This is a genomic window from Amorphoplanes friuliensis DSM 7358, assembly GCF_000494755.1.
GTDB classification, from domain to species: domain Bacteria; phylum Actinomycetota; class Actinomycetes; order Mycobacteriales; family Micromonosporaceae; genus Actinoplanes; species Actinoplanes friuliensis.
The window spans coordinates 5,295,151-5,312,636 of sequence record NC_022657.1; the positions used below are offsets into that span (position 1 = coordinate 5,295,151).

A 17,486-nucleotide genomic window follows, 5' to 3' on the forward strand; every position below is an offset into this window, starting at 1 on the left:
AGCGTGCATGTACAGTTTGCCCTTATGAAACAAGGCGATGTAACAAATTCTGGGCGCAGCACCGTCCGGGACGTCGCCGCCGCGGCGGGAGTGTCGATCGCGACGGTCTCGCGGGTGCTCAACGGCCGCGGCAACGTCGCCCCCGAGACCCGCGAGCTCGTGGAGAGCACAGTGGCCCGGCTCGCCGGACCCGGCCCCAGACCCCGCGGACCGGCCCGGCCGATCGCCGGCTCGGTCTTCGTGCGCTGCCCGTACGTGCTCACGGACTACTTCGGCGTGATCGTGTCCTCGATCGCCGAGACCCTGCTCCTCTACGGACGCCCGCTGGTGCTCGACGCCGGCGAGTCCGCCCAGCGTGCGCCCGTCCTGCCCCGGCTGCCCGGCCGGGCCGGCCTGGCCGGTGCCGTGCTGATCCTGCCGCCCGAGCCGGCCGCGGACATCGAGACGCTGCGGAGCCACCGGTTCCCGTTCGTCGTGGTCGACCCCCGCCTCCCGCCTCCGCGCGACGTCGTCGCGGTGTCCGCCGCGCACGCCGCCGGGGCGCGCAGCCTGACCGCTCACCTGACCGGTCTCGGGCACCGGCGCATCGGCGTCGTCGCCGGACCGCGCGAATGGCTGGCCAGCGACGCCCGCCTCGCGGGTCACAACGCCGCCCTGGCCGACGCCGGTGTGCTCAGCGGGCCCGGCCTGATCCGCCACGTCGAGCCGACCGTGGAGTGGGGACGCCGGGCCGCGGGCGAGCTGCTCGACCGGCCCGACCGCCCGACCGCGCTGATCGGCTTCAACGACAAGGCGGCGGTCGGTGCGCTGCAGGCCGCGGCCGAGCGCGGGCTGCGGGTCCCGCACGACGTCTCGATCGCCGGATTCGACGACATAGACCTCAGCCGGGCCACCACACCGATGCTCACCACCGTGCGCCAGCCCCTCGCTGAGCTGGGCCGCATGGCGGTCACGCTGCTGACACGGCTCCTCGAACGCCACGAGCTCGAGGCGCTGCACGTCGAGCTGGCCACGGAGCTGGTCGTCAGGGACTCCACAGGGGCCGCACCGGCCGGATAGGGTGCGCGCGTGACCTCCTTCGCAGTGGTGGGCGCCGGCTGGCGCGCCGAGATGTTCTGGCGGCTCGCGGGCGGATTGGAGGGCCTGGACTGCGTCGGCGCCGTCGTCCGCTCACCGCGCGAGCTGCCCGTGCCGACCTTCGCCTCGCTCGCCGAGTGTGTGGCCGAGGCCGCCCCGGATTTCGTCGTGACCGCGGTGCCCTGGAACGTGAGCCCCGGGCTCATCGTCGAGGCCGTCGAGCGCGGCCTGCCGGTGCTGGCCGAGACGCCGCCCGCGCCGGACGTGGCCGGCCTGCGCTCCCTGTGGTCCGCGGTCGGTGAGTCCGGCCTGGTCCAGGTGGCCGAGCAGTACCTCCTGATGCCCTCGCACGCCGCCCGGCTCGCGGCCGTGCGACTCGGCCTCATCGGCACGCCGACCCAGGTGCAGGTCTCCTCGACCCACCAGTACCACGCCGTCTCCATGATCCGCGGGATCCTCGAGGCCGGCCGGGGGCCCGTGACCGTGCGCGCGAGCCGCACCACGGCGCCGCTGGTCGACCCGCTCAAGCGCGACGCCTGGACCGACGACCCCGACCCGAAACCCGCGACCACGACGATCGCGACCCTCGATTTCGGTGAAGGCCTGTCGGGCGTCTACGACTTCACCGACAATCAGTGGCACAACCAGCTCCGCTTCCGCCGCCTCCTCGTCCGGGGCAGCCACGGCGAGCTCCGCGACGACGAGGTGGTCCGGCTGACCGAGCCCCGCACGATCGTGCGCACCCCGCTGGTACGCCGCCAGACCGGTTACGACCTCGACCTGGACGGCTTCGACACCGACACCATCACGTACGGCGGCGAGGTGCTCTACCGCAACCCGTACCCCGGCCGCCGCTGGATGGACGAGGAGATCGCCATCGCGACCCTGCTCGACGCCACCGCCGCCTGGGTCCGCGGGACCGCGCCGGCGCCGTACCCGCTGGCCGACGGCACCCAGGACCACCTGATCGCGCTGGCCGTCGAGGAGGCCGCCGACACCGACCGCACCGTCACCACCGGCAGCGAGCCATGGGCGTGATCCGGTTGCAAAGCCGCGTCCGTGTTCAGGGATGGCATGGACCTGCCGAAGGGAGGGGCAGCTGACTGCCACCACCCGATCGGAGCAAGCATGACCACGCGATCCGCTCGCGCGTGCTTCGCGGCGTGGTCGCTGGTCCTCACGGCCGTGTACTACGCCTTTCCGGGTCTCCACGTCTGGACGTGGGGACTGATCGGGCTGTCCAGCGCCGCCGCCGTCGTGGTCGGCGCCCGGATGAAGAGGCCGGCTCGCGCCCTCCCGTGGTACCTGATCGCCGTCGCCCTGGTCGTCTTCGTGTCCGGCGACACGATCTACTACGCCCAGCAGAGCCTCGGGCTCGAGACGCCGTTCCCCGGCCCGTCCGACGTGCTCTACCTCCTGGTCTACCCGCTGCTCGCCGGCGCCTTCCTGATCTTCATCCGCGCCCGCTCCGGTGGCGCCAACCGCGCGGCGCTGCTCGACGCGCTCGTGCCCACGGTCAGCCTCGGACTGCTGTCCTGGGTCTACATGATCGCGCCGTACACGCGGGCGACCGACCTGACGCTGCTGGAGAAGGCGGTCTCGGTCGCGTACCCGCTCGGCGACGTGCTCGCGCTGGCCATGATGCTGCGGCTGCTGACCGCGCCGGGCCGCAAGCCCCGGGCGCTGAGCTTCCTGTCGCTGAGCATCGTCGGTGTCCTCGTCTCCGACGTCGTCTACGGCCTGGCCCGCCTCGACAGCGACTGGAACGTCGGCGGCCCGATCGACCTCGGCTGGATCGTCTTCTACGCCGCCGCCGGGTACGCCGCCCTGCACCCGTCGATGACCCACCTCACCGACGACGCCCCGCAGACCGCCGGGACGGTCGAGACCGGTGGCCGCCGCCTGCTCCTGATGACCTTCGCCGCGCTGATCGCCCCGGCCGTCCTGCTCGCGCAGTACCTGCAGGGTGACGTCGTCGACGCACCGGTCATCGCGGCCGGCTCCGCGCTGATGTTCCTGCTCGTGATGGGCCGCGTCGGTGGTCTGCTCACCGAGCAGCGCCTGACGAACCTCCGGGAGAGCGCTCTTCGGCGCGCCAACGCCGACCTCGCGGCCGCGACGACCGAGACCGACATCCTGACCACGATCCGTACGGCAATCGCCCAGCTGATGCCCGTCCAGCAGCGCCACCAGCTGGTCGTCGACGAGCCCGTCCCGCTGGACCTCGCCGCCACGGTCGAGCTGGGCGTGAGCCTCGTCCCCGCCTCGGAACACGGCTTCGACGTGGCCCTGCGCGCGGGCATGGTCCTGCCGGGCAGCCCGCCCAAGCTCGGCTCGATCCACCTCTTCGCGCCCGCCGACGTCCTGCGCAGCGTGCGGCCCGCGGTGCAGGCGCTCTTCGACCAGATCACCATGGTCGTCGAACGCATCGGCCTGGCCGGCGAGATCAGCCGCCGCGACGGTGAGGCCTACTTCCGGACCCTGATCCAGAGCGCGTCCGACGTCATCCTGATCGTCGGCGACGACGACCGGATCCGGTACGCCAGCCCGTCCGCCACCACCGTCTTCGGCTGGACGGACCTGCCGGGCAAACCACTGTCCGGGCTGATCGCCGACACCCACCACGGCGCCCTGGCCGAGGCGCTGATGCAGGCCCGGTCGGGACGCGGCCAGCTCGAGGCCGTCGACCTCACCGCGGTCTGCGCCGACCGCCGCCTGCTCCAGGTCGAGTGCGCCGGGCGCGACCTGCGCCACGACTCCACCGTCTCGGGCCTGGTCCTGACCGTCCGCGACGTCACCGAACGCCGCCGCCTGGAGAACGACCTCGCCCACCAGGCCTTCCACGACGGGCTCACCGGGCTCGCCAACCGTGTCCTCTTCCGCGACCGCCTCGAGCAGTCGTTCGTCCGCTCCGAGCAGGGATCGAGCGACGTCGGTGTCCTCTTCGTCGACCTCGACGACTTCAAGGAGGTCAACGACACCCTCGGCCACGCCGTCGGCGACCAGCTGCTGATCGCCGTCGGCCGCCGGATCGCCGACGCCATCGGCGTGGCCAACACCGCGGCCCGGATGGGCGGCGACGAGTTCGCGATCCTGGTCGAGAGCTCCTCGGACCCGGCCGTGGCCGAGGAGGTCGCCGAGCGCATCGTCAACGTGCTCTCCCAGCCGGTCGAGGTCAGCGACGGTCTCGGCGGCTCCCACATCGTCAGCGGCGCGGCCAGCGTCGGCGTCGCCACCAGCCACGACGCGACCAGCCCGACCGAGTTGCTCCGGCACGCCGACCTGGCGCTCTACCTGGCCAAGGGCGCGGGCAAGGCCACCTGGCAGCGCTACCGCAGCGACCTCCACACGGCCATGGTCGAGCGGCTCGCCCTGCGGACGTCGCTGCTCGAGGCGATCGACGCCCAGCAGTTCGTTCTGCAGTACCAGCCGATCGTGAACGTGCGGACCCAGGCGGTCGTCGGTGTGGAGTCCCTCGTCCGGTGGCAGCACCCCGAGCGGGGGCTGCTCGCGCCGTACCACTTCATCGAGCTGGCCGAGGAGAGCGGCGCCATCGTCGGCCTGGGCGCCTGGGTGCTGCGCGAGTCACTGCGGCAGTTCGCCGCCTGGCACGCCTCCGACCCGGAGATGGCTCTGCGGTACGTCAGCGTCAACGTCTCGGCCCGGCAGTTCCGCCAGCCCGGCTTCGTCGACCAGGTGAGCCAGGCCCTCGAGGACGCCGGCGCGCGCCCCGAATGGCTGCTCCTGGAGATCACCGAAAGCCTGGTGCTGCGCGACGCCGAACAGGTCTGGACCGACCTCAAGGCCCTGCGCGCCCTCGGTGTCCGCATCGCCATCGACGACTTCGGCACCGGGTATTCGTCCCTCAGCTACCTGCGCCAGCTCCCCGTCGACGTCCTCAAGATCGACAAGTCCTTCATCGACGACATCCTCGACAGCAAACAGCAGCGCGCCCTGGTCGACGCGATCGTCACCCTCGCCCGCAACCTCGACCTGACCGTCGTGGCCGAGGGCATCGAGGACGCCGCCCAGCGCGCGATGCTCGAACGCATGGGCTGCCCGTACGGTCAGGGTTACCTGTTCTCGAAACCGGTCTGGCCGGCGGAGATCCCCCCGCTCCTGATCCTGGCGGTCGTCCCCGCCTGAGGCCGGCCCAGCTTTCGCGAAGCCTGACGGCCCGCGCGCCGGGCCTGAAGCCGGGCCCGGCGCGGGTTGTCGAGGTCGGGAGGACAGGCCGTAGATCCTGTCCGACGTCCGGTTTCCCCGGGCCGTCAGCGTCAGCTGTCAGCCGTCACCGGCAGGTGTGAGCTGAGGAACCGCAGATACTCCTCGTAGTTCAGGGGATTGCCGTCGAGCCGTGGCCGTTGCGGTGCGGGTCCGCGCAGCGGCCGGTCCGGGCCCGGCCCGCTCCACAGTGCACCCTCGCCGTGGGTCAGGCCCGGCAGCGCCGCGGCGAGATCGTGCAGGAGCCGCGCCGGCAGGTGACCCGTGACGGTCCAGGCCTGTCCACGCTCGGCGGTGCCGGTGACCTCGGCCTCCAGCGCCGCGAGGCGGCCGAGGACGGCGTTCAGGGTCTCCGCCGGGATCTCCACCTCGAACGCCTGGCACGGCTCGCACACCCGGGTCCCGGCCTCCCGAAGCGCGCGCAGCAGAACCACTGGGGTCAGGCTCCGGAACGCCGCCGCCGTCGAGGACGGCGCCTTGTACCCGGTACGGACCACGGTGACCGTGCAGTCGACGACCTCCCAGCCGTGAAGGCCCTGCTCGACGGTCTTCCGCACGGCCTCCTCGGTCGCCCGGTGGAACGCCTGCGGGACAGCACCCCACTGCACGTCCCGCACAAAACGCAGCCCCGAACCGATCGCACCCGGCTCGACCCGCAGCCCGACGGTCGCCCAGAAATCGTTGTCCCGCCGCGGATCGAAGGCGACGACGTGCTCACCGACGCCGACGACCCGTTCGAAGTAGACAGGCCGGATCTCCCCGAAACTCGCCGTCAGACCGAAGTCCCGGGCGAGGCGGTCGGCCAGAACCTCACGCTGAACAGCGCCGTAGAGCAGCACCGAGATGCCCCCGCCCGGAACCACCCGGGTACGGATCAATGGATCCTCATCCGCAAGCGTGATCAGAGCGGCATGCAGACGCGCCTCCTCCCCCGGCTCGGCGGTGACCAACGACTCCAGACCCGGCGGGGCGAACTGGGCGGCCACCCCGGCAGTGTCCGCACCGAGGCGGTCACCGACCCGCACACCGGCCAGCCCGTGAACCCGCCCGATACTGCCGGCGGTGAGATCCCCCCGCCCGCCGCCGACGATGTCGATCGTGGTCACGCGCCCACGAATCTGCTCGTCGGCGCCGCGCCGGAAGACGACTCGCTGCCGCTCCCGCAGCACCCCCCGGAACAGACGCAGGTAGGCGACCTTGGCACCACCCGGGCCGCGCTCGATCGCAAACACCAGCCCACCCGGTTCGTCGCCGGCCGAGTCGGCGCAGGGCGGGCGGAGCAGGGTGGCGATGCCGGTGGAGAGTTCTTCTGTGCCTTCGCCGGTGGTGGCTGAGCCGAAGAAGACCGGGTGCACCAGCCCGGCGGCGGTCTGCGCGACGAGGTGGTCATGCACTTCGGGCCGGGAGGGTGTGGTGTTGTCGATCAGCCGCGCGAGGAGATCGTCGTTGTGGTTCGCGAGGGTTTCGGCCGCGGCGGCGTGCCAGTTGTGGGCCACGGTTCGGGCGTCCGGGGTGCCGGGGTCATGGACGGCGTTCATGGTGACGACACCCGCGCCGAGCTTGGTGCGAATGTCCGCTGCGAGGGCAACCGGCCGAGCACCCCTTCGGTCGATCTTGTTGACGAAGATCAGTGTGGGGATGTGCAGGCGGCGCAGAGAGCGCATCAGGACCCGGGTCTGCGCTTGGACGCCTTCGACGGCCGAGAGCACGAGCACGGCACCGTCGAGGACGGCCAGGGCGCGTTCCACCTCGGCGATGAAGTCCGGGTGGCCCGGGGTGTCGATCAGGTTGACGCGCAGGTCGCCGAGCGCGAACGACGCCACCGCGGAACGGATCGTGATGCCGCGCTCGCGTTCGAGCGCACCGCTGTCGGTGGTCGTGTCACCGGCGTCGACGCTGCCCAGCGTGGCGACGGCACCGTGCGCGAAGAGCAGGCGCTCGGTGAGGCTGGTCTTACCGGCGTCGACGTGCGCCAGGATGCCGAGATTCAGGGTACGGACTGACAAGGGTGTCCTCGGAGGTCAGGGAACGGATGGTCGGCCTGAACACGTCGAGGTTTCGCATGTCCGTCCTTTCCCTGGTCCGAGCAGTCCCCGCCACCGTAGGGCGGCCGCCGCGTCCGCGCTACCGATTTACCGGCACGGCAACCCGGGCGCAGCTTCGAATGTCAGGTGGTCAGTCCTCCGGGGGTGTCCACAACCACGTCGCTCCGGGGCGGGGGGACTGAGAGGATTCGGGGGTGGAACATCTCGACAATCCGGTGTGGGCCGCGCTGACCGGGCCGCAGGCCGCCCTGGCCGACCGGTACGACCGCAGTGCCCGTTTCCCCGATGAGATCAGCATGTTCGCCGGGCTGGAGGATCCGCTCGATCCAGCCGCTTGGCGGGATCTGGGCGCCCTGGCCGGGCCCGGTGGTGAGGTGCTGGTGGCCGTGCCGGCCCTCGCGCCGCCCGACGGCTGGGTTCTCACCGGTGGCGCCTCGGGTGTGCAGATGGTCGGGACGGAGGTTGAGGGGGCGCCGGATCCGGAGGCGGTGGTGCTGACCGAGGCGGACATCCCGGAGATCCTCGATCTGGTCGGGCGCACCCGGCCCGGGCCGTTCCGGAAGAGGACCAGCGACCTCGGCACCTATCTCGGCATCCGCCGTGAGGGCGCGCTGGTCGCGATGGCCGGCGAGCGGCTGCGGGTGCCCGGCCACACGGAGATCTCGGCGGTCTGCACCGATCCCGCCTTCCGGGGCGCCGGACTGGCCGCCCGCCTGATCAGGGCCGTCACCGCGAACGTGCGCGAACGCGGTGACACGCCCTTCCTGCACGCCGCCTCGGTCAACACCGGCGCGATCCGTGTTTACGAGCGGCTGGGTTTCACGCTGCGGATGCCGATCGAGTTCGCCGCCTATCAGGTGCCCGCGGAGGGTGTCAGCCCTCGACGATGAAGGTGTGCAGGGTCTGGATCACGCCGTCGCGGACGAGGGCCACGTCGATGCCGTGCACGACCGGCTCGCCGCCCTCCGGGCCGACCTGCCACGACTGGAGGCCGAGCTCGCCGCCGCTCTCGCGCGGCGGGCCGACCGGCTTGTAGACGAAGCCGGGTGAGGCGTCCAGCAGGGCGCGGGCCTTGCTCTCGATGGCGTCACGCCCGACGTAGCGGCCGTCGGGCTCGATGAAAACGACGTCCTCGGCGAAGATCTCGGCAGCCTCCGCGACGCGGCGCTGCTCGTCGCGCTCGTTGAACACACCCATCAGCAGACGGGTCATGAGGTCGGGAATCGACGGCAAAGGGTCCTCCTAGAGCTGGCCGTGGTTGGGCGGCAGGGTGCCGGAGAGCTCCCAGGCCGCCAGGTGGTGATATTTCCAGTCGACCGGGTCGTGGACGCTGTGGGTGCGCGCATTACGCCAGTGGCGGTCCAGGTCGTATTTCGCGGCGGTCGAGCTGGTGCCGCACATCGCGAACAGCTCCGAGGCCGTCTCGACGGCGACCTCGCTGGCGAAGGCCTTCGCCGCCGCGACGGCCAGCGATCCCCGGGCGGCGGCCGCGGCGTCGGCGGGGACCAGGCCGACCTCGTCGAGGACACCCGCTGCCTCGCGGAGCAGGGCGGACGCCGCTCGGACGCGGGTCGCCGTGCGGCCGTACCGATGGAGGACGTGGGGGTCGTCGGCCGCGACGGACGCGCCGGCCCGGACCGCCTCGGTGGAGGGGCGGGCCTTCTCCTGGAGGTAGGCACGGGTGTCGCGCAGGGCGCCCTCGGCGATGCCGACCTCGATGGCCGCGTGCACGAGCTGGGCGCGCGCACCGAGCTGCTGGGGCACCTCGAACGCACCCGCGTAGTCGATGACCAGCTCGGCGGGGACGTCCTCGAAGGTGGTCGTGCCGCTGATCGTGGCGCGCTGGCCCATGACGTCCCAGTCGGTGTCGACCGTCACACCGGGGGCGTCGCGGGGCACGAAGGCCAGGACCAGGCGGCCGGTGTCGTCGAGGGCGCTCACCGCGATCCAGGCCGAGGTCAGCGCGCCGGTGCTGTAGAACTTGCGGCCGGTGAGCCGGCCGTCCTTGATCCGCGTCGAGAGGTCCTGGGCGTGCTTCCCACCGCGCTCGGCCAGGGCGTTGCCGATCCGGCGGCCGGCGAGGACCTCGGTGAACAGCCGCCGCCGGACCTCCGGCCCGGCATGCAGCGCCAGGACGTCGACCAGCAGGTAGTGCGCCTGCGGAACCTGGGCGATGGCCGGGTCGACCGCGGCGATGATGCGGGTGACCTCGGCCAGGGTCAGCGGTCCGAGCGCCGGGCCGCCGTCGGCGGACGGCACGGTGAGGGCCAGCAGCCCGGAGCCGTCGAGGGCGGCGAGGGCCTCGGCAGGCACGGTCGCGGCGCCGTCCCGGTCGCGCTGGACGACACCGGGTGCGAGGGCCGCGGCGACCTGCGCCGCGGCGGCGAGAGCGGCTTCGTGCGAGTCGATGACGGTCACGGGCAGATCCTAGGCGAGGCCACCGACACTCATCACCAGATGTGCATATGCGCAGCTCACGATACTTGACTCACCCGATCGCAGGGGCGGCCACCGAGCCGGGCGACCCGGTAGGGTGGGCCGCGCCCCGACGACCGACCCGCATCCGGAGTGACCCCCTTTGACGGCAACCGACGAAGTCACCGAGCGTCCCGTGACGGAAGAGCCCCCGCAGCCCGGCCGCCGGTTCGGCTCGGTCGAGTTGCTCGCGGTCCTGCTCGTGCTGCTGGTCGTCTTCCGCAACCCGCTCGCGGCGCTGATCTCCGATCCCCGGCTGCAGACGTGGACCACGGTTTTTGTCTCGGTGCTGGTGCAGGCCGTGCCGTTCCTGGTCTTCGGTGTGGTGCTCTCCGCCGTCATCGCCGTTTTTGTGCCGCGGTCGTTCTGGGCGCGGGCGCTGCCGAAACACCCGGCCCTGGCCGTCCCGGCCGCGGGACTCGCCGGTGTGGTGCTGCCCGGCTGCGAGTGCGGCAGCGTGCCGATCGCCGGCTCGCTGATCCGCCGCGGGGTCACGCCGGCCGCCGCGCTCGCGTTCCTGCTGGCCGCGCCCGCGATCAACCCGATCGTGCTGACCGCGACCGCCGTCGCTTTCCCCAACAACCCCGAGATGGTCGTGGCCCGGGGTGGCGCCAGCCTGGTGGTCGCGGTGGCGATGGGCTGGCTCTGGCTCAAGCTGGGCAAGACCGAGTGGATCAAGCTGCCGCCGCGGCCGCACGAGGACGGCTCGCGCCTCAAGGCGTTCGTGTCGGCCTGCCGCCACGACGTCATGCACGCCGGCGGCTTCCTGGTGGTCGGGGCCGCGGCCGCCGCCACGATCAACGTCGTGGTCCCCGAGTCCTGGCTGCAACGACTGGCGGACAACCCGGTGCTGTCGATCATCGCGCTCGCGGTGCTGGCCGTGCTCCTGTCGATCTGCAGCGAGGCGGACGCGTTCGTCGCCGCGTCGTTGTCGCAGTTCTCGCTGACCTCGCGGCTGGTCTTCCTGGTCGTCGGTCCGATGGTCGACCTCAAGCTGATCGCCATGCAGACCGGCATGTTCGGCCGCCGGTTCGCCGTCCGCTTCGCTCCCGCGACCTTCGCGGCGGCGGTCCTGGTCGGCACGGGCGTCGGGATGGTGCTGCTGTGAACAAACAGGCCCAAGCCGTGATCATGCTGCTCTTCGGCGGCGCGATCCTCAAGGCGAGCCTCTCCGATCTCTACCTGCGCTACGTCAAGGAGGCCCTCCAGCCCTTCCTGATCGGCGCCGGCATCCTGCTGGTCGCGGCCGCGGTCCTGACCCTCTGGTACGACCTGAGAGGCCGAGCCGCCACCGACGACGGCCACGGGCACCACCACGAGCCCCGGGTCGGCTGGCTGCTCCTGCTGCCCGTGCTGGGCCTGCTGCTGGTCGCGCCGCCGGCCCTGGGCTCGTACGCCGCCGGTCAGGCCGGCACGGTGCTGACCGCGCCCGGCTCGGACTCGGACTATCCCGCGCTGCCCGCCGGTGACCCGGTCGACGTCGGGCTGCTCGACTACGCCTCCCGCGCGGTCTTCGACGGCGGGCGCAGCCTGACCGGCCGCACGCTGCGGCTGACCGGCTTCGTCACACCCGGCCCGGACGGCGAGCCAATGCTGGCCCGCATGGTGATGTCCTGCTGCGCCGCCGACGGCCGCCCGATCAAGGTCGGCCTCGACGGCGACAGCCGCGTCACCGCCGCACCCGACACCTGGGTGCAGGTCACCGGCGCCTGGACGACCCGGACCGCCAAGGACCCGGTCAACCAGGCCGAGGTCCCCTATCTCCAGGTCACCGGCTGGCAGGAGATCACCGCGCCGAAGCAGCAGTACGAGTGAGAGCTGCCCGCGGCGTCCTCGCCCTGGCAATCGCGCTCGCCGCCGGAGGCGCGCTGCTCGTGTTCGCGCCGGACGACAAGAAGGCAGCACCACCGGCAGCCCGCGTCGCGCTGGCCGAGGCCTGGCCGGGCGCCCAGCGGGCGGAGATCGCCGGCAACCTGCGCGACGGGCCGATCTACCACCCGGGGCTCTTCCTGGACGCGCGCACCAGCGTCGGGACCGCGCCGAGCCCGGACGGCACGGCCGTGCGCCTGCTGGTCCGCAACGCCGACGACACTATCCGTGAGCTGCGGCGGCGCCCGCTGAACAAGAATCCCGAGTTCGGCAACCTGACGACCGGTGGCGACGAACTTGTCTGGACCGAGTCCGCCGACGGCGTACCGGTGGAGATCTGGACGGCCCGGACCACCGGCGGCCCGGCCCGGAAGGTCACGGCCGACACCGGCAACGCCCTGTTCTTCGGGTCGCAGTGGGATCTGGCGCTCGCCGGCGGCGAGGTGCACTGGGCGGCGGCGTCGCCGCAGGGTGACAAATTTACCGAGATCCGTTCGGTGGCCCTGGCCGGCGGGACCGTGCGCAAGCGCGAGGAGCCGGGCACCTGGGCGCTGTCGGCGTGGCCGTGGCTGACCGAGGGCGGCGGTGACCAGGCCGGGACCACCCGCCTGCGCAACCTCGACGCGAACAGGGAGACCCGGGTCGAGCAGAGCGGCGCCGAGCTGGCCACGTGCAGTCCGGTCTGGTGCCGCGTGCTGGTCATGAACGGTGACGGCCTGGCCCGCATCGACGTGATGCATCCCGACGGCTCGGCCCGGCAGCGGATCGCCGGGCCCGCCGCGAGCGCGGCGATCACCGACGTGGGGGTGCTGGACCGCTTCGAGATCCTCGCCGAGGCCGGGCCCGACTCGGACCTGACCGGCACCGCCGGCCTGCTGATCTACGACATCACGGCCGGCCGCACGATCGACGTCAGCCCGGCCGCGGACGGCGCCTTCAGCCGCAACGGTGTCCTCTGGTGGGCCACCGGCGACCAGGACGCCCTCGTCTGGCACACCCTCGACCTCCGGACGGTCTAGCGCCGTCCTGCCGATCCCGGCGAGGCGGGAAGACGGCGTAGGGCCGTCCTGCCGATCTCCGCGGAGTCCGCGGCGAGGCCCGAAGCCGGCCCCGGCGCGGGCCGCCGAGATCGGCGGGGCAGGTGCTGGATCGGCCCGCCCCCACCGGGCGGCGGGAGTTCGCTATCGTCTGCCCTCGCTCCTGCCGCGACCGGTGGCGGGGGCCGACGAGGAGGAGCGCAGTGCGCAGTCACACCAGAGCAGGCCGGACGACGTCGCGGGTGCTGGCGGCGGGAGCGGTCGCGGCCCTGCTGGTGGTGTCCGGCTGCAGCGATTCCGGCTCCTCCGACGACAAGGCGGCGGCCGTCGGTCAGCAGGCCGCTGCCGCCGCGGCCGGCCCGCCCGTGATCAGCGAGGCCGACGCCAAGGCCCTGATGACCAAGATCACTGCGGCGAACAACAAGGCGAACCTCGCCCTCGACCCGGAGCAGGTCGGCGGTTACGAGGCCGAGGCCAGCCTCGCCTCGGACGCGGCCGGGCTGATCTCGTACGTCGGACGGCCGCTCGGCGAGTTCGACTACGAACTCGAGACTCTGCTGGCGCCGTCCTCGACCGCCGGGGCGGACTTCTTCGTCGCCGACGCGGTTGTCGGCTCCGCCACCCAGCACTACCCGTTGGTGCTGGCGAAGGCGGGCGCGGACTGGAAGGTCGTGCACAGCGCACCCCTGGAGGTGCCGCTGCCGGAGCTGCAGAAGGGCGCTGCGGGCAGCGTCGAGGTGGTCGACCGGGCGGACCCCGCCAAGACCCTGCTGATCTCTCCGGAGCAGGTCGCCCAGGAGCACGCCACGGCGCTGGGCACCGCGGGAGGCAAGGGCCCGTTCGCGGGTGACGCCACCTCGGCCAAGGTTGTCGAGAGTGACCAGGCCCGCGAGCAGATCCGCTTCGAGGACGGTGCGGCACCGGACGCCCTCGACATCAAGACGACAGTTACGCCCTACCCGGTGCGGGCGCTGCGCACCAAGGACGGCGGGGCTCTGGTCGCGTACTCGACGCAGACCGAGTTCGTGGCGACCAAGGCGGGTGCGGAGGCGGATCTCGGGCCGATCCTGACCAAGCTGGGCGGCCGGACGGCTCCGGGCAAGGTCAGCGTCACGATCCTGAACATGTGGTGGACCAAGGTGCCCGCGATGGGCAAGGGTGACAAGGTCACCGTGCTCGGCGGCACCAACCAGCCGGTCTCGGTCAAGTAGGACACACGGGTCTCCCGGCGCCGCTGGTGCGGCGCCGGGAGTTCCGCTCAGCTGCCGACCGGTCCACCGTCGAGTCGCCAGGTCACCACGACCGCGGGCTTGGCGAAGTCGCCGTCCGGCCAGGTCGAGGCCGGGTCGTCCATCGTCGCCCCGGTGATCTCGCCCGGGTGCTGGACCGCCACGAAGACCGACCGCTCGTCGGTGGTGATGAACGGCCCGCACGTCTCCGCGCCCGGCGGCACGGTCAGGAACTGCTTGAGGTGACCGCGCTCCGGGCCCTCGATCGCGGTCGCGAAGAGGCCGTCGTTGCTGCCCAGCTGGTTGCCGTCGGTGGAGATCCAGAGGTTGCCGGCGCCGTCGAAGGCGACGTTGTCCGGACACGAGATCGGCGAGACGGCCGCCTTGTCGTATCCCGCGAAGAACGTCGCCGGGTCGGCCGGGTCGCCGCAGACGATCGGCAGTGACCAGGTGAACGTCTCGGCGGTGTTGTCGCCGCCGCGCTCGACGATCTCGAGGATCTGCCCGTGCTTGTTGGCGGTACGCGGGTTCGCCTCGTCGGCGGGAGCGTTGGTGCCGACACCCCGGTTGGTGTTGTTGGTCATCGCCGCGTAGATCTTGCCCGTGTGCAGGCTGGGCTGGACGTCCTCGGGCCGGTCCATCTTGGTGGCACCGACGCGGTCACCGGCGATACGTGCGTAGATCAGCACCTCGACCGCCGTCATGCCGGGCACGTACGAGCGCTCGCCCGACACCAGTTTGATCCACTGACCCGTACCGTCGAAGAGGCCGTCGGAGGGCAGTTTGCCGGAACCGTCGATCTCGGCCGGCGGGCTGTCGCCGGTGACCTTGGCGACGTAGAGCGTGCCCGACTCCAGCAGGGTCAGGTTGTGCCGGCGGGCCGACTCCGAGTTGCCCGGCCGGAACGTCTTGTCCGACACGAACTTGTACAGGTAGTCGAAGCGCTCGTCGTCACCCATGTACGCGACGACCTTGCCGTTCTTCGCCACGATGACGTTCGCGCCCTCGTGCTTGAAGCGGCCCAGCGCCGTGTGCTTGCGGGGCCGCGACCGCGGGTCGAACGGGTCGACCTCGACGATCCAGCCGAAGCGGTGCGCCTCGTTGGGGTGTTTCGCCAGGTCGAAGCGCTCCTGCGCGCGGTCCCAGCGGCGTGAGCCGGCCGGCACCCGGGCCGTCGTCGAGATGCCGTACCGCGCCAGGGTCGGCTTCAGCTCGGCCGGGGCCTCGTTGCCGCCGACGAAGTACTGGTTGAAGTTCTCCTCGCCGGACAGTGCCGTCCCCCACGGGGTGAGCCCGCCGGAGCAGTTGTTGAGCGTACCGATGGGGGTGGTGCCCTGAGGGTCCGCGGCCGTCCTGAGCAGCGGGGTGCCGGCTGCGGGGCCGGTGAAGCGGAACGGGGTGTCCAGCATGGTGATCCGCCGGTTGTAGGGCCGGGTGCGGCCGCCGGCTGGTCGCCACTGCCCGGTCGCGCCGACCCGCTCGAGCTCCACCACGGACATGCCGTGCGCGGCCATGGCCACCCGGACCTGCTCCACCGTGAGCGCGTCCAGGCTGGTGAAGCCCGGGAACATCAGCTCCTCGTTGGTGTACTCGTGGTTGGCGACCAGCAGCGCCCGGCGGCCGTCGCGGCCCAGCGGGAACACCGCGAGGAAGTCGTTGTTGTAGCCGAACTGCCCCTGCTGGCGCTCCGCGGTCTGGTGGTGCACGTCGAGACCGGGCACGCCGGGCAGGATCGGATCACCCCAGCGGATCACCACGGCGTTGTCGTACCCGTTGGGCACGATCACGCTGTCGATCTCGTTCGGCGGGATGGGCTTGAAGGTGAGATTGCCTTTTTTCCCCGGGACGGGGGCGGGAGCTGCGGCGGCCGGGACGGCGGCAGCGCCACCGAAACCCAGCACCAGAGCGCCCACGGCGCTCGCTCGGACGACACCGCGGCGGGACATCGCGACGTTGACAACATCGCCGAGATACGGATTGGCGGACTCGTTCGGTACGGGGTGATCGCAGGCGTTCCCGCACCGGTACAGGCAGGTTTTGGCGTCACGGCCACTGTGTCCCAGCATCGGGAGCAGACGGGGTTGGTCGGTCACCGGACTGATCTCCTCACACGGCGTCGTTGCATCGTGATGGATCGATGACCTGACGTTAACGGAAGGTGAACAAGCCGTCATCAGAGAGCCAGTGCCGCCACCTCGTCGGCGCAGCCCCAGCAGAGCGTCATTCCGGCACCCCCGTGCCCGTACGCGTGCACGACCGTCCCCCCGGGCCACTTCTCCGCCTCGACCCGTGGACCACCGCGGCGTACGGGTCGCAGGCCGGCCTCCTCCCCCACGATCGGCGCACCGGCCAGCTCGGGCACCAGGGCGATGCACCGCTGCAGGATCGCGTCGCGGGTCGCCGGGTCCGGTGTGGTGTTCCAGCTGTTCTCCTGCCAGGTGCCGCCGAGCACCACGTCGCGGCTCCGCGGGTGGATGTAGGTCGACGGCTCGTCCTGGTCGCGGACCGAGACGATGATGCCGGGGTTCGCGACACGCACGATCTGCCCGCGGGCCGGGATCACGTCGGGGTCACCGCACAGGGCACCGGCCGCCAGACCCGTCGCGTTGACCACGGTGGGCGCCTCGACCAGGGCTTCCTCGAGCCGGTCGATGCGGCGGCGCACCACCCGGCCGCCGGCGGCGACGAACTGCTGCCGCAGCCAGGGCAGGTAGGCGGTCATCTCGACCAGCGGCGCCCGGAAGCGCACCTCCCGCGTCCAGGGGCGGTCGATCGGGAGATAGCGCACACCCCGCGCGGCTGGTGCCCACCACGGCTCACCGGTCGACCCGTCGCGTTCGAGGTTGCGGGTCTCGCGGATCAGCACACCGGGGACCCGCTCGAAGGCGTGGCGGTAGAACTGGTCGTAGGTGGCTCTGGCCCAGTCGAGCAGGCGTGGGTCGTACCCCGTCCGGGTGGGATACCAGACCGCCGCCGCGACCGCCGAGACCGTCTGCTCCGGTCCGGCCGGTGTCCAGACGGTCACGTCCGCACCCCGCTCGCGCAGCCGCAGCGCCGCCGTCAGCCCGATGATCCCGCCGCCCACCACGATCACGTCAGCCATCTCGTAATCCTGTCGTAACCCGATACTGAGTACCCGCACTCAGTCGGACCTCCGACGGGCCGGACCAGACTGCGGCATGGACTCGACCAACGCACCGAGACCCACGACCGCCTTCTATGCCCAGTCCGTCGCCTCTTTTGTGCTCTCCCTCGCCGCGATCTCCGCCGGGATCTTCTACCTGCCGGTCGGCAGCTGGATCCGCGCGTTCCTCGCGGTGGGCCTCCTATACGTCGTCACATCGGCCTTCACGCTGGCCAAATGTGTCCGCGACATGCAGGACGCGGGCACCGTCGTCCGCCGGGTCGACCAGGCCCGGCTGGACAAGCTCCTGGCCGACCACGACCCGTTCAAGGTCCCGGCCGGCTGAGGGAAAAGGCCGGCCTCGTATCCTGGTGGTCGTTGATGCCGGGCACCACCGTGACCGGCG

The 17,486-nt window shown here is 71.8% G+C and carries 14 protein-coding genes; 9 read left to right on the plus strand and 5 right to left on the minus strand.

Going from position 1 to position 17,486, the window contains the following annotated elements; genetic code table 11:
• The first annotated feature begins 24 nt into the window (after positions 1-24).
• The 3 genes from AFR_RS24655 (at position 25) to AFR_RS24665 (ending at position 5,223) form a co-directional block, all read left to right on the plus strand.
• Positions 25-1,059 carry a LacI family DNA-binding transcriptional regulator gene (locus AFR_RS24655; protein WP_041841098.1) on the plus strand — a complete coding sequence of 345 codons (1,035 nt, stop codon included), beginning with the start codon at positions 25-27 and terminating at the stop codon, positions 1,057-1,059.
• A 9-nt stretch (positions 1,060-1,068) separates the two neighbouring features.
• A complete protein-coding gene (locus tag AFR_RS24660; protein ID WP_023363759.1) occupies positions 1,069-2,115 on the plus strand; it encodes a Gfo/Idh/MocA family protein in 1,047 nt (348 codons plus the stop codon).
• Positions 2,116-2,205: 90 nt separating this feature from the next.
• A complete protein-coding gene (locus AFR_RS24665) occupies positions 2,206-5,223 on the plus strand; it encodes a putative bifunctional diguanylate cyclase/phosphodiesterase (RefSeq protein WP_023363760.1) in 3,018 nt (1,005 codons plus the stop codon).
• A 131-nt stretch (positions 5,224-5,354) separates the two neighbouring features.
• On the opposite strand, the gene AFR_RS24670 is transcribed toward AFR_RS24665, so the two are convergent.
• A complete protein-coding gene (locus AFR_RS24670) occupies positions 5,355-7,307 on the minus strand; it encodes an elongation factor G (RefSeq protein WP_023363761.1) in 1,953 nt (650 codons plus the stop codon).
• Between the two features lie 233 nt (positions 7,308-7,540).
• Between AFR_RS24670 and AFR_RS24675 the strand changes: the two genes are divergently transcribed.
• On the plus strand, positions 7,541-8,236 hold the full coding sequence (locus AFR_RS24675) for a GNAT family N-acetyltransferase (protein WP_023363762.1): 696 nt from the start codon (positions 7,541-7,543) through the stop codon (positions 8,234-8,236).
• Here the strand turns inward: AFR_RS24675 and AFR_RS24680 are convergent.
• Complete coding sequence (locus AFR_RS24680) at positions 8,220-8,558, minus strand: nuclear transport factor 2 family protein (protein WP_052359454.1); 339 nt, start codon at positions 8,556-8,558, stop codon at positions 8,220-8,222. The two genes, AFR_RS24675 and AFR_RS24680, sit on opposite strands and share 17 nt — an antisense overlap.
• Positions 8,559-8,588: 30 nt before the next feature.
• On the minus strand, positions 8,589-9,764 hold the full coding sequence (locus tag AFR_RS24685; RefSeq protein WP_023363764.1) for an acyl-CoA dehydrogenase family protein: 1,176 nt from the start codon (positions 9,762-9,764) through the stop codon (positions 8,589-8,591).
• Positions 9,765-9,957: 193 nt separating this feature from the next.
• On the opposite strand from AFR_RS24685, the gene AFR_RS24690 reads away from it, so the two are divergent.
• The 4 genes from AFR_RS24690 (at position 9,958) to AFR_RS24705 (ending at position 13,938) form a co-directional block, all read left to right on the plus strand.
• On the plus strand, positions 9,958-10,929 hold the full coding sequence (locus AFR_RS24690; protein ID WP_238547130.1) for a permease: 972 nt from the start codon (positions 9,958-9,960) through the stop codon (positions 10,927-10,929).
• On the plus strand, positions 10,926-11,636 hold the full coding sequence (locus AFR_RS24695; protein ID WP_023363766.1) for a TIGR03943 family putative permease subunit: 711 nt from the start codon (positions 10,926-10,928) through the stop codon (positions 11,634-11,636). Before AFR_RS24690 ends, AFR_RS24695 begins: the two co-directional genes overlap by 4 nt.
• Positions 11,633-12,709 (plus strand): hypothetical protein, encoded by a 1,077-nt coding sequence (locus AFR_RS24700; RefSeq protein WP_023363767.1) that lies wholly within the window; start codon positions 11,633-11,635, stop codon positions 12,707-12,709. The genes AFR_RS24695 and AFR_RS24700 overlap by 4 nt, the downstream gene beginning before the upstream one ends.
• 221 nt (positions 12,710-12,930) lie before the next feature.
• Entirely contained in the window at positions 12,931-13,938 is a 1,008-nt protein-coding gene (locus AFR_RS24705; RefSeq protein WP_148308047.1) for a DUF8094 domain-containing protein, read from the plus strand.
• A gap of 47 nt (positions 13,939-13,985) precedes the next feature.
• On the opposite strand, the gene AFR_RS24710 is transcribed toward AFR_RS24705, so the two are convergent.
• A complete protein-coding gene (locus AFR_RS24710; RefSeq protein WP_023363769.1) occupies positions 13,986-16,049 on the minus strand; it encodes a PhoX family protein in 2,064 nt (687 codons plus the stop codon).
• A gap of 80 nt (positions 16,050-16,129) precedes the next feature.
• Positions 16,130-17,059: an FAD-dependent oxidoreductase gene (locus tag AFR_RS24715; protein ID WP_023363770.1), complete on the minus strand. Its 930-nt coding sequence runs from the start codon at positions 17,057-17,059 to the stop codon at positions 16,130-16,132.
• Positions 17,060-17,135: 76 nt separating this feature from the next.
• Between AFR_RS24715 and AFR_RS24720 the strand changes: the two genes are divergently transcribed.
• The gene (locus AFR_RS24720; protein WP_023363771.1) at positions 17,136-17,426 is read left to right on the plus strand and encodes a YiaA/YiaB family inner membrane protein; all 291 of its coding nucleotides are present in this window, start codon (positions 17,136-17,138) and stop codon (positions 17,424-17,426) included.
• Positions 17,427-17,486: the final 60 nt, after the last annotated feature.

Coding starts and splice junctions, on each gene's coding strand:
- AFR_RS24655 (WP_041841098.1), top strand. CDS start 25: ATGAAACAAGGCGATGTAACAAATTCTGGGCGCAGCACCGTCCGGGAC.
- AFR_RS24665 (WP_023363760.1), top strand. CDS start 2,206: ATGACCACGCGATCCGCTCGCGCGTGCTTCGCGGCGTGGTCGCTGGTC.
- AFR_RS24680 (WP_052359454.1), bottom strand. CDS start 8,558: ATGACCCGTCTGCTGATGGGTGTGTTCAACGAGCGCGACGAGCAGCGC.
- AFR_RS24715 (WP_023363770.1), bottom strand. CDS start 17,059: ATGGCTGACGTGATCGTGGTGGGCGGCGGGATCATCGGGCTGACGGCG.
- AFR_RS24720 (WP_023363771.1), top strand. CDS start 17,136: ATGGACTCGACCAACGCACCGAGACCCACGACCGCCTTCTATGCCCAG.